7 protein-coding genes are annotated in these 12,809 nt (G+C 66.6%); all 7 read right to left on the bottom strand.

Features of this window, described 5'->3' with window-relative positions:
* Positions 1-390 precede the first annotated feature (390 nt).
* The 7 genes from GGR33_RS09305 to GGR33_RS09275 all read right to left on the bottom strand — a co-directional run bounded on the left by GGR33_RS09305 (position 391) and on the right by GGR33_RS09275 (position 12,743).
* Positions 391-1,728 (bottom strand): tetratricopeptide repeat protein, encoded by a 1,338-nt coding sequence (locus GGR33_RS09305; RefSeq protein WP_183504284.1) that lies wholly within the window; start codon positions 1,726-1,728, stop codon positions 391-393.
* 54 nt (positions 1,729-1,782) lie between these two features.
* Complete coding sequence (locus tag GGR33_RS09300) at positions 1,783-3,738, bottom strand: caspase family protein (protein ID WP_210301929.1); 1,956 nt, start codon at positions 3,736-3,738, stop codon at positions 1,783-1,785.
* 76 nt (positions 3,739-3,814) lie between these two features.
* Positions 3,815-8,689 carry a beta strand repeat-containing protein gene (locus GGR33_RS09295; RefSeq protein WP_183504280.1) on the bottom strand — a complete coding sequence of 1,625 codons (4,875 nt, stop codon included), beginning with the start codon at positions 8,687-8,689 and terminating at the stop codon, positions 3,815-3,817.
* A gap of 12 nt (positions 8,690-8,701) precedes the next feature.
* Positions 8,702-10,465, bottom strand: a complete 1,764-nt coding sequence (locus GGR33_RS09290) for a ShlB/FhaC/HecB family hemolysin secretion/activation protein (RefSeq protein WP_183504278.1) — start codon at positions 10,463-10,465, stop codon at positions 8,702-8,704.
* A 737-nt stretch (positions 10,466-11,202) separates the two neighbouring features.
* Positions 11,203-11,703: a PAAR domain-containing protein gene (locus tag GGR33_RS09285; RefSeq protein ID WP_183504276.1), complete on the bottom strand. Its 501-nt coding sequence runs from the start codon at positions 11,701-11,703 to the stop codon at positions 11,203-11,205.
* A gap of 16 nt (positions 11,704-11,719) precedes the next feature.
* On the bottom strand, positions 11,720-12,298 hold the full coding sequence (locus tag GGR33_RS09280) for a hypothetical protein (RefSeq protein ID WP_183504274.1): 579 nt from the start codon (positions 12,296-12,298) through the stop codon (positions 11,720-11,722).
* 160 nt (positions 12,299-12,458) lie between these two features.
* Positions 12,459-12,743 carry a hypothetical protein gene (locus GGR33_RS09275; protein WP_183504273.1) on the bottom strand — a complete coding sequence of 95 codons (285 nt, stop codon included), beginning with the start codon at positions 12,741-12,743 and terminating at the stop codon, positions 12,459-12,461.
* Between the last annotated feature and the right edge of the window lie 66 nt (positions 12,744-12,809).

Raw genomic sequence — 12,809 nt, 5'->3', positions numbered from 1 at the left:
ACGGTCCCGTCAGGCGCCCAGGCCTAGCCATGTCGCGGTGGAGCGAGCCCGAATAGCAGACGGATCTGTCGTTTACGACGGCTGAGACGTCCAAGCCGGGTGGGATCGCAACCAACGTCGAAGGCAGGCGTTTACTGTCGAGCTTAGCTTGGCTTTATCTCGGAGGTCATGATGACTTTGATCACGTTCCTCGTTGCCGGCAACCTGCTCATCGCCGGCGCCTTCTCCTGCATCGCGATGCTGGCGGAGTGATGCCACTCTGCCTCGCGGTCACGGCCCCGCCATCTGGTCGGTTGGATCGAGCCTGAGGCGATCGGGCGGGACGGTTTGCGCGGCCCGCGCAGACGCCCGTTTTCCGGCCGTCTCTCGAGGGAGGCGGTCGACTGATGCTCAACCGGTAGAGGAGGATTTCCTCGCACCTCCGCTCAGGGCCGCTTCGATGATGAGGCCTTCGACCGGAGCGCCACGTTCCATCCGAAGGGCTGCGTCGTGCAGCGTGTCCGTTCGCAGGCCCGCTTCTTCCAAGGCGCGCACGACGTAGGCCTGCTTGTGGCTGTAGCGACCGTGGCCATGCAGCGTGAAATCGTCGAGGTCGGCCGACTTCTCGACGCTGAAGATGAAGCGGCCACCGGGCCGCAGGGCTGCCGCTGCTGCTGAGAAGACGGCGTCGAGGCGGCCGAAATAACACAGCGTATCTGCGGACACGACGAGGTCGAAGGCCTGCGCCTGACGCTGGAGAAACGCCGTGAGTTCGGCCGTTTCCAAATGGTCGTAGCAGCTGCGCTGAGCCGCGCGCTCCAGCATCTTGGGCGACAGGTCTATGCCGACGAGATGCCTCGCATAAGGGCGCAATGCGGGGCCGCACAGTCCGGTGCCGCATCCGATGTCCAATATGTCGAGATCCTTGGCCTGAGGCGGATGGGAGGCGGCGACGGCCTCGGCGATGAGTGCGGGCGCCCGATAGTCGAGGCGCGCCAGCTTGTGGTCGAACGATCCGGCGAATCCGTCGAACAGGCTCGCGACGTATTGGTCGCTCGCGCGGTCGGGAACGTTGTCGCCCGACATCGCCGCCATCAGATGCCTGGCGGCCGGGCTTGCAGGCTCGTCGCGCAGCCAATCCCTCAAGATCGCGATGGCCTTCGTCTTCTCGCCCGTGGCAGCGTAGGCGGCCACCAGGACCCGACGCGTGCCGGCATTGGCGGGCTCGAGTTCCAACGCCTTCGCATGGCAGGCGATCGCCTCGGTGATGCGACCGCGGCTCGCCAGAAGCCGGCCGAGGTTGTCCCAGGTGTCCCGGTAGGCGGGGTCGATAGCGATCGCTTCCCGATATTCGGCCTCGGCAGCATCGGGCAGCTTCACGGCGCGCAGGGTGACGCCGAGATTGTTGCGTGCGGCGACGGAGCGGGGATCGAGGCGGATGGCCTCCTCGTAGGCCTGGACAGCGAGGTCGGGCCGGTCGATCTCGAACAGGACGTTCCCGATATTCAAGTGCAATCCGGAATCTTCGGGCTCGATCTCCACGGCGCGCCGCATCAGGCCCAAAGCTTCGCGGTGCCGGCCGCGGCCGTGTTGAAAGAGCCCGTAGAGGGTCAAGGCGCTGCCGTGATCGGGCGCAACCGCGAGGATGCGCTGGTACAGCGCCTCGGCGACCGCGTCATCGCCGGCGCGGTGCGCGCGCACGGCCACCTCGAGCGCTTCGTCGAGGGTCAGTTCTGTCTCTTCCGCCATCGCCACCCTGCCCAGTCAAAGGCGGCCTCGTCGCGGCCATCCGCCGAAAGCCGTTCAATGCAAATCGACGCTGCCGATGCGACGCCATTCCTGCAGGGGCGCCTTCATCTTGGCTCCCCCGATCCCGTCGATCGGACCGCGGTAATAGCCGACGGTCTTGAGACGCTCCTGCACCGCCTTGATCGTGGTCTTCGACCAGGCCGAGGCGCGCGTCACGATCTGATTCGCGGCATCGCCGGAATCGGATGCGACGCCGCGCAGCAGCATCTCCGCCGCGCGCACCGGGTCCTTCTGGATGCCGCGGCCCTCGTCGAGCAGGATGGCGGCCGGTACGAAGCCTCGGGGGTCACCGAGTTCGGTCGCCTTCTCGAAATAGCCGAGCGCCTGTCCGGCCTCTGGGATCGTCCCATCCTGCGAGAGCACACCCAGATTGTAGGTCGCGATGGCTGAGCCCGCCTCGGCCGCCTGCTTCAGGAGCTTGACCGCGCGCCTGGGGTCCTTCGGTGCGCCGGTCCCTTCCATGAGAGCGACGGCGAGGTTGATGGCGCCGTCGGGGCTTCCGCCATCGGCGGCCTTCTCATAAAGCGCGACCGCTGCCTTGGGATCACGGCGCACGCCGTCGCCGGTGTCGAGAAGAAGGCCGAGGCTCACTTGCGCGCGCAGGTTGCCGCGCTCGGCGGCCTCTCGATACAGCGACACCGCCTCTTCGCGATGGCCACCAGCCGCGAGAGCTCGTGCCAGGAGAGCGGTGAAGTGCGGCATCTCCGGATGGGCCGCGCGCGCCTGGCGGCAGGCCTGGATCGCAGGCTCGGCATTGGCGGCCAATTCCGCCAGGGGGACGCCCGGCATGCTTGCCGTCGCATCGCGGGGATGGGTGGTCGATCGCTCGCAAACCAGCTCGGGCTTGGCCTCCCTGTCGTCGGCGGTGGGCAGGCTCTGCAGCAGCGTCTGCGCCTCGTCGACGTGGCGCCCGTCCGGGCGCCGGGCGATGTAGAACTCCACCAGCGGCCTCAAGCGCGAGCGCAGCGCGAAATCCCAGAGCCGATCGTCGCTCAGCCGCTCGTCCGGAGTGCTGCGGGGCACGCCGATCGACGTGTCGTTGGACGCGACTTTCAGCATGCCCTTCACCTCGCCGGCATGAGCACCTTCGCCGAAGCGAGAGAGATAGGCCCGCAGCAACGCGGGATCGCGGCTGGAGGCGGCGAGCTGCCAGAGCTGGGTCTCCGGGGAAATCGTCTCCGGGCGCCCCGGGACGAGAAAGATCTGCTGGGTGAGCGAGGAGACTTCGAGGGGAACCTGGAATCCACCGGTCGCTGCGATCACGTCCTTGCGCACGGCGATCATCATGGTGCCGAGATCCTGTCCACGGGTGGCCACATGGCTCAGGAAGGCCTGCGCGAAGGGGCTGTTGCGGCCGCCGCCGTCGAAGGCAACCTGATCCTGGCGCGTCGCGAAGGCGAAGAGAAAGCCTGCCGTGTCTTCGACCTTGGCGAGGCCGTCGCGCAGGACGGCCTCGGATTCCGCCGTGGCGCCGCTCTTGCCCCGGAGCGGATTGTTGCGGCAGGCATCGAGAAAGATCAGGTGGTTGCCGCGTCCGCCCTGTAGGCCGGCCGTGATGGTCTGAAGGCGGATGGTCTGGCTCTCGACGTCGTCGCGAGAGCGGATCACGGCGTCGACCGGGACCAGATAGTTCTGATAGTCGACCTGAAATCCGTGTCCCGCATAATAGAAGAGCGACACGTCGGCAGTGCGCGCCTTCGCTGCGAAGGCCGAGATCAGCCGGTTCATACCCTCCTTGTCGAGGTCGGTGCCTTCCACGACCTCGAAGTCGCGCGCCTTCAGTGCGGCCGCGATGTCGTGGGCGTCGTTACTCGGGTTGATCAGCGCCGTGAGGCCGCGGTAGGCGGTATTGCCGATGACGAGGGCGATCCGCGTCTCCGCGCGCACGGATCCCGCAAACGACACCGCGATCAGCATGGCGAAAAACGCCACCGATGCGGCCGATCGCATCTGACGAAGGTCGCGAATGCGCGAACGAGGCGACCCGCTGGGAGCCGCCCGTTCGCCCCTCAGACCCGTCGAGGGTTCAGAGCCCCGTCGCCTTGGCGAGTCGGTTCTCAACCATCTGAAGAGCACCGGCAACTGCATTGCCCTGCCTCACCTGTCGGGCCGCCACCGCGGGCTCGTCGGCGCGGATCAGGCCGATCGCCTTGCGGACCACCGTCACCGCAGCGCGGACGACGCTGCGAGCCTGAGCCACCGTACGCGACGCCCGAACCTTCCGCGCCGCGGCCCGGATGACGTCCGGGACGCTACGGAGCGGCGCCGAGCGCGCGCCCGTATCTCGCAGGATCGCCGGGATGCGGACCGCAGCCGGGATGTTACGGAACGCCGGCGGCAGCTGCGCGATCCTGGCTTCGAGAGCATCGGCGTAGGTTTCCAGCGCGCGCGCGACGCAGTCGGTATAGACCTTCACGCGGCGCGGATCACGCTGCTCGCATGCGGCCACGGCTGCATCGAGTTCGCGGCCGAGGGCGTCGAGATCGTCGACCGAAGCCTCCTGGCGAGGCTGCAGGGGCTGGCCGCCGCCGAGAGAGAGCGGCTGGGTCGTGCTCGTCCGGCCGATCCCGCTCCCGACGCTGACGTCGTGACCGGTGAAGACCTCGCTTTCGCCGGCAACCACGATGACGTCGGGTGTGTCCACGACGGGTGAGAACGGCGGCGGGTACTGCCTGTCGAGGGTCGGGAGCGCGACCGCCACGGTCAGCGGGTCGATCGTCGTGTTCTGAACGGCCAGGGTGCCGGGGAGGTAGGTGATCGCATAGTTCGCCGCCACGCCAGTGCCCTGTGCGTTGCTCGCGAGGATCGCGTAGATGCCGGGTGCGGCCGCCGCCGGAGCGCCGGTGCTCGTCAGAGTGACGCCGGTCACGGTGTCGCCGTTGACGAGGCCGGTCGTGGTGAACTCGGTTCCAGCGAAGGTCAGCGTCGTCCCAACGGGCTTGAACGCGTTGTTGGCCTGGATCGTGAGCGCCGCCGGAGTGATGGTGACCGGCGCGTTGACGAAGGCGAAGGCGTAGCCGATCGACGAGGCGAGCGTGCCCTGGGTCACCTGGGCACCGTTGGCATACGTCCCGACGCCCGACAGGGGGCTCGTCGTGTCCGCGACGGCCGATTGGCCGGTGAAGGCCTGGGCGGCGGTGTCGCCGTTGACGAGGCCGGTGACGGAGCGCGTAAAGCCGAGTGCCGTCGGCCCGTAGGTGCGCGTCGCGTCCGTTGCAGTCACGGTCAGGATCGGCTGGCGGGTATAGACGAACTGGCTTCCGGTTTGGGTGACGGTGCCGGGGCCGTTCGCTGCGAAGCTGCGGTTGTACAGGTTCCCGCCTGCCAGGCCGCCGCGCTGATCGTTGGCGTAGTCCTGGCTGTAAATGAGGTAGCGTCCGCCGGCCTGGACTCCGGTCGCACCGGCGTTGTTCGTGAATTGCGAGGTCGCGATGACGACGTCGCCGGTCTGGCTCTGGACGGTCTGGCCCGCCGAGATGGCCACGGGACCTGCCGATGTCGTCGTGCCCGCGCCGGATCCGGCTCCGGCAAGCTGGAGCGAGCCGTTTGAGATCAGCGAGCGATCGACCGTGAAGCCGGCGGTTCCGAGCGCCTCGATGAAGGTCGGCAATCCGCTGGCGAAGGTCGGGACGCCGCCGGTCGCAGTCACGGTGTAGGGGATGTTGGCCGACAGCGCGCTGTCGCCGGCCGAGGCGAGCACCGCCGCCAGGCCCGACGCGGTGGGCTGTGCCGTCGCGACGACGACGCGCCCGATGCGCGCATCGACATTGGTCAGCGCGCCTGCGCCGAGCGGCGCATCGACGGTCCGTGACCCACGATTGGTGCCGTCGAGGAACGCGGTGGCGCCCTGCGGAAGCGCGCCGGCGAGCGGGTCGCGGGCAACGTAGTAATAGCCGTTGGCGCCGGCATTGGTCTGGTAGGAGATGTTGCCGCCGGTCGCCACGCGAACCGCCTCGCCCGCGATGGGATTGGCGGCGGCGTCACGTGCGAAGCCGGACACGGCGAGCACGCCCGTCGGGAAGCGCCAGTTCAGGAAGGCATAGGCATTGGCCTGCGTGCCCCAAATCGCGTCGGAGAACCCCGCCGGAAGCGCTCCCTGGAGCTGCGCCGTCGTCTGCCCGGTTCCGAAGGCGCTCGTCGTCTGGCCCGTCGTCTGAGTGTCCCAGTAGGAATTGGTCACCGTCTGCGCTGACCCTACGACTGAGGTTCCAACGAGGCCGCCGAGCGTGCCACCGCCGGTCACCAAGCCGGTCGCGTAACTCGTGCCGACGGCGATCGGCGCAGCGGACGTTCCCGGTATACTGTTGATCTCGCCAATAAGGCCGCCCGCAGCCGTGCCGCCGCGCGTGAGTCCGGTGGCGTAGGTGTTTGCGATGGTGGAGTTGTTGCTGACTAGACCCACGAGGCCGCCGACACGCCCCGGCCCGGTGACCGCCCCGTTGGCGTAGGACAGCGTAAGCGTCGTGGCCTGAGCCGCGTTGACACCTTCCCCGCCGAGGCCGCCGATCAAGCCGCCGACGAGATCACCGCCAGAGACCGCGCCTGTGGCGTAAGAGGTGCTGATGTTGGTGCTTTGCGCATTGCCGATGAGGCCGCCCGTGAAATCACCACCACGCACAGCTCCGGTGGCGGAGGAGCCAGTCACGGAGGCAGCGTCTACAGCACCGATCAAGCCGCCGGTGTTGACCGTTCCGACCACCGTCGCCGCGCTCGAAGAGCCGATCACCGTGCTGCCGCCAACGGTCGTGGTTGAAGTCCCGACGAGGCCGCCGACCAAGCCGCCGGTCGTGTCGCCGCCCGTGACGCTGCCGGAGACGGTGGTGCCATAGATCGCGCTGTTGGTGGCGAGGCCGACGAGCGCGCCGGTGTTGTCGCCCCCGGTGACGTTGGCGGCAACGAGGTTGATGTTGCCGATCGTCGCCCCGGTCGCCGCGCCGAACAGGCCGGTGCTGTCCCGTGCCGGCGTGTTGATGGTCAGATTGGTCACGGTCTGGCCGAGGCCGTTGAATTGTCCGGTGAACGCGGTGGTCGTATCACCAATGGGCGTGAAGGCCGTGCCGGTCCCGTTCAGGCTCTGGGCGAGGGCGTAGTTGCCGGCGAGATTGCCGGCCATGTTCTGCAAGCCGGCCATCGAATAGATCAGCCCATAGGCTTGGCCGTTGATCGAGAGGGACTGACCCGTAATGCCTGCGCCGCCGCTCGTGGCATAGGTCGCGCGTCCGCCGTTGCCGAAGGTGAGCGTCCCGCCGGCTCCGCCGTTGTTCGTGACGAAGGCGAGGCCGCCGGCCCCGTTGACCTGCAGATCCGAATTGACCGCGATCGAATGAAAGGCCTGCAAGGTCAGGATGGTCGGCGCGCTCCAGGCCACCGGCGCGGCGACGGTGATGTCGCCGGCCTGCGTTCCCGCGCTGCCCGCTCCGCCGGTGGTCACCGTGACGTTGGCGGTGGCGAGCGCGTTGGAGAGCGTCGTCGCGTTGATCACGGAGTCGTTGCCGGTCGCCGCGAAGCCGGTCTGGTTCGCATCGGCGCCGTTCGAGATGGTCACGTTGTACGGATCGAGCAGCAGGGTGCCGAAGCTGCCTTTGGCCGCGGTCAGGTCGGCGGTTCCGTCATAGGCGAGCAGGGCCTTGCCCGAGACCTCTGCGTTGCCGCCATTGCCGGACTCGGTTCCGCCACGCGCGGAAATGCGCCCGGTGAAACTCGTCATCTGGTCGGACCAGAGGACCACGTTGCCGCCATTGCCCGTGCGACCCGCATCGGCGCTGATCGTGGTCGCGGCGTCGACCGTGGTGGTCGCGGCTCGCTGAAGCGTCCCGCCGCCCTGGTAGTCGCCGCCGATGCGGATCCGGCCGCCCCCGGTGGTCCCATCGGCCTTGATCTGCGCGCCAGCGAGCCGGATGTCCTGTCCGGTGACCGTGATGTCGCCGCCCTGTCCGCCTCGGGCCGCACGTGCGGTCCGGGCTCGGGGGGCGCGTGCAGAGGCGTCGAGGCGCCCGGTCACGGTGACTTTGCCGCCCTCGCCGCCTCCCAGCACGATCGCGCCGGAATGCCCGCTCACCGTCCGCGCCTCGACGACGCCGGACAGGTTGATCGCATTGCGAGCGGCATCGCGGGCCGTCGCCGCCTGGATCACGACACGGCCGCCCGCGGCGCTGATCCGGCCGGAATGGTTGATAAGCGCCTTGCCGGTCCCGTCGTCATGGCTCGGGATGGCGACCTGCAGGAAGCCATCGCCAGATAGATCGAGCGTCGCCTGTTCACCGGCACCCAGCCCGACACGGCCGAGGGGCACGTTGATGGTGCCGCTGTTGTCGACTTGGCCGCCCAACAGCGCAGCATAGCCCCCGCGTGCGATGTCGATCGTGCCGGCATTCGAGACGGTGGCCGAGCGCCCGTGTCCGCGGAAGACCCGGCGGCCCGCCTTGAAGTCCTCGTCGGCGATGTCGAGGCTCGAACCGACGAAGGCGCCGGCCTGGACGGTGCCGGTCGGGGTGATGGCGATGCCGTTCGGGTTGACGAGGTAGACTTGGCCGTTCGCGTTGAGTTGGCCGGCAATGGTCGAGGGCGTCGATCCAGTGACCCGGTTCAGGATGGCCGAACTCGACGAAGGCTGATTGATGTCGACCCGGGCGCCCTGCCCGATCGAGAAACCCTGCCAGTTCACGATCGCCGTCTGGGACGATTGCTGGATCGTAAGCTGATTGGCGGAAGGCTGCGTGATGCCGACGGTGCCGTAGGTGACGCTGCCGCCGCGCGGCAACTCGGCTGCACCTGGCAGCGTGGGGCTGCTCAGCGCCGTGCCTGCGAGCAGCAGAGACAGCGACCGGCGGAGAAATCGCCCCGCGACCCGACGGTTCGGGGTCTCACCGGCAGTCTGCATGAGGATGGGCTGGCTGGTCATGGCGGGCCGTCCTCAGAACCGGATAGAGCCGAGCACGGTGAAACGGTTGGCGTCCGGCAGCGCATCGCTGCGGAAGCGCCGGCCGAACTCGAGCGTCAGGTTGGCCTCGGTGGCGCTCGTCGGATCGAGCAGCGCCGCCAGCCTCAAGCCGAGACCGACCGAGGAGACGTCCAGCTTGGACGCTTCGAGGATCGTCGGCCGCTCGAGGAAGAGCTGCCCGGTCGCGCCGAAGACGTAGGGGCTGACCGTGGCCGGTCGGCCTTCGAGGTTCACGCTGAACGGATGGGCAACCTCGCTTCGCACCAGCCAGCCGCTATCGCCGCCGAGGCTTCCTGCATCGAAGGTCGAGAGCTCCTGGAACGAGGCGATCGCCATCTGCTCGCTGCGCACGAGCGGCTGGCCGAACGATGTCTGGCCGCGGGCGTAGAAGCCGAAGACGAAGCCTTCCGGTAGGGGCTGCGTCAGCGTGATCCAGGTATCGAGCTTCTGGAACTCGGCATTGGCGCCGAGTCGCGACAGCGGCAGGATCGGCGTCGCATCGGCGATGCCGCGCGCCCCGAGCCCGTCGATGCCGAGCGAGAGCGTGCTCCGGCCCGAGATGATGCCGCCGCTGTCGAGTTTGACGTCGCCTTCGCCGCTCAGGCGCACGATGCGCAGGCGATCGAGGCTGAGCGGCACCGTCATCGCCGGGAGGACGAGGCCGAGCTCTTCGCGCGTCGCGTCGAAGGCGACTTCGCTGAAGAAGTTGGCGGTGCGGCTGCGAAGCCACGGATAGCGCAGGCGGAACGACAGGCGCTCGTAGTCGCTCGTTGTCTGGATGACGTTCGAGACCTTCGGCGCCGTGCGGCTGTCCGTATACTCGACGTTGAAGGTCATGCCGTCCGTTCCGAGCGGCATCACGAGGCCGCCGGACAGGGTGCGAAGACGCGGATCGTCGCCGAACGGGCTTCCAGTGCCGAGCGCGTCGTTGCGCCCTGGATAGCCGAGGGCGCGCACGTAGAGCGTTTCGCCCAGGCCGAAGGCCGTGTTTATGTCGAGACCGGTGCCGATCGAGTAGCCGCCAAGCGCCTTGCCGACGGTGTTGTCGCCGCCAACGAAGCCGGTGACTGCCCGATAGGTCCCGTCGATGACGAGGGTCGCGCCGCCTTGGGAGGTGCTCGGCACCAGGGTGGAGCGCAGCGAGACGCCGGGTGTGTCGCCGGCCAGAAGTAGGCGACGTTCGATCTCCGACGTCTGAAGATCGCGTCGGCCGACGAGCCCGTCGAGAACGGCCGCGATGCGGCTGCGGGCCGGCTCGGGCACGTTCCGAAGTTCGACGTTCTGGATGAAGCCGTTGACCACGACGAGGCGCAGGCGGCCGCCGTCATTGAGCTTCTGAGCCGGCAGCACGACGCGGATCAGCAGCGATCCCCGACGAACCAGCACCGCCTCGAGTTCTTGTGCAGCAGAGAAAATCTCGCTGACCGGGACGCGCCGTCCCACCAGCTTCGCCTGAAGCTCTGCAATTTCCGGGGCGAAGCCGGGCGGCGCGTTCTCGACGACGATCGTCCCAACGCGGATGCTCAGCCGATCGGATCCAGCGGGAGCCGCGAGTCCGGCTTGGCCCGAAAAGGCGAGCGTTCCGCCCGGTCGGACGGCCGGCGGAGCAAAGCTCTGCGGCGTGACCTGGCTGGCGGTTTGCGCCTCTACCCGGGACAGCCCCGCCATTGCGGTCAACGCAGCCAGGGCGAGTCCCGAGAGACGGCAGGCGGCGCCGATGCTGCGACGCTGCGACACCGCGCTGGCCCTCAATGCAGGCACAAGCGGCGTCATGCCGGTATCATCCTCGATCGGGTCGTACCGACGTTCATGCGAAAGCCCACGAGGCTGCTCGAGTGATCTTGAAAGCCACGGCAACGGTCCGCTGGCAGCGGGACGATCTTCGAGCATTCCGATGCCCAGCGACTGGCTGAGCCGTTATCGGCGCGCATGGCGACCCCCCACCATCGACCGAAACAAGCCGAATCATCGCTGTTTAAGCGGCAATCAAGCCTGGTCCGGTTTCGGACTCTCCGCGGTCCGCTTGGCGGCGTCAATCAAGCTTTGCCATTATCGCGGATGGCTGCATCCTTTCGGGGCTCGGTGTATGATTTTGGCTACAAGTGATTTCGCTGACGCTATCCAGATGATGTCAGACGGGCGAAGAGGCCGTAGTCCGCTCGAAGCTCGGTGAAGCCGAGCAGGTGCACGATCGATAGCGGAAAGACTTGGCGAGACTTCATCGCTTTGCGGAAACGTCTTGCCTGCTGATCCGAGTCGCGACGGGTGGTGACAGCCTGTCTGCACAAGAAATCAGGAAACAGAACCGCACTCCGACAACACGAATCTGCGCCGTGCTGAAGCCATTCGGTGCAATCCGGCCACCCTACGAATCTCGCGCAGGGTAGGATGCGACCAGATCAACCTGCGCAGGTCGTCGCGGTTCGGATGGACTGCAGCGGACGGCGTGAACGCTCGGCGAGCGGAACGTCCGCTCACCCCCCGATGACGACGGTCAGCAGTCCCATGACGATCGTATTCGGTGGCCCGACGGCTTCCACGATGGTGTCGCCCTGCCGGCAGGCGGGCAGGCCGTTGATCAGTACGGTCTGGGAGCCGTTCACCACGACGCCAGGTCCGTGAGGCGGGATCGGCAATGGAGTCGCGCAGATATGGATGTCGGCGCCGCCGGCTCCCCCGGAGATCATCGAGCCCATGGTGGAGGCTGCCGTCGACTTGGCGGTCTGCTCGGCCGCGAGCGCCGCCGGCGCGCCCGGAGTGCCGGCGGCGGCGATCGTCGCGGCTTCCGCAACCTGGATCGTGGCATCCGAGATCGCTTTTGCCGCTTGGATCGCAGCCGCCGCCGCGGCCGGAACCCCGCGCCAGGCTGGCAGGCTTCCGATCAAAACATTCGGACTGCCGGGTCCTGGCTGCAGAATGGGCGGCAGGGGATGGGCGACCGGGTCGAGAATGCGGGCGGCGGGACCTTTGGGCATGACCGTTTCTCGGTCCTCAGGAAATACGAGACGGCGATCCGTCGACGGGACTGAATTGATAGACCGGCCCCTCCCACTGACCGAAATCGATCTCGCCAGTGGCATCCGTATTGCTGTGATAGCAGATTTTGGCGACGCATTTCTTATATTGGTAGGATTGAGAGGCTGTGGCGGCAATAACTGCCGCGCCGCTATACAGGGCAAACTCTCCGCAGAATCTCATGCCATCGACGGCTGTGTTTTGAAGGCCTTTCGTTGTATTGGCTGGGCCGCAAGCAAACAACGTGATAGTTTTGACTTGATTACTCAGGGCGCTGACCACAGAAATGTTGTTGAAGCTCAGGTTGTCTTTTCCAAGCTGTAGGCCATTGCCGAGAACGTATTGGGATTTTTGCTCTGCGTAAGCAGGGGCGGTGTAGCCATGGCACATGATGAAAAGATTATCGAGGCCGCTTTGCGTCGACGCATAGTATGCTGCCCAATCGAAAATGTGCCTCGTGTCGGTGGTTGCGCCAACCTGATAATTGTTGTTCGCAAGACCGCTCGGCATTTTCCCAGACAATCTGTTGTCATGGATCAGCATATTGCCTGCCATCTTCCGTTCCTTGTTTTAATAGACCAAATATCAAGCGCCGTTGTTCGTGTTTTTTTAGGACGATGCTGGCAGATTGGTGTGTTCGGACTGGGTTGGGCCACAAGCGAGCCCGCACGCGTGTTATCGAGTACTCGTAAGAATTCGACGATCCGCGCTTGGATCAGCTTTCATCGTCGCGGTAGAGTTCGCCCCATTCCGTCTGCCAGAGACCGTCCGGGTCCATGACGACGAGCGGAGCCTTGAAGTCGTTGGCGAGCTTAATGGCTGACGAGATCGCTTCCTTGAGCGGCAATTCGTCGGAGGTATAGTCCTTCGGTAACCGCCCTTCCGTGGCGCTCCGAGGGCAAGAGATAATGCCATAGTTCTTCTCGCCGTCACGCTTGAGGCAGAGCGTCATCGCATCGTCGGCTGGCTCGCTTACTTGCTCGAAACGGTTCTTGGACAAGACAATCTCTCCATCTCAGGCGGGCTCGGGTACTGTATCGACCAGTCAGATGATCGCGCGAGGCGG

Origin of the sequence: Methylobacterium brachythecii, assembly GCF_014196345.1 — a bacterium.
Classification (GTDB): domain Bacteria; phylum Pseudomonadota; class Alphaproteobacteria; order Rhizobiales; family Beijerinckiaceae; genus Methylobacterium; species Methylobacterium brachythecii.
This window is presented reverse-complemented; position numbering and strand designations above follow the sequence as displayed.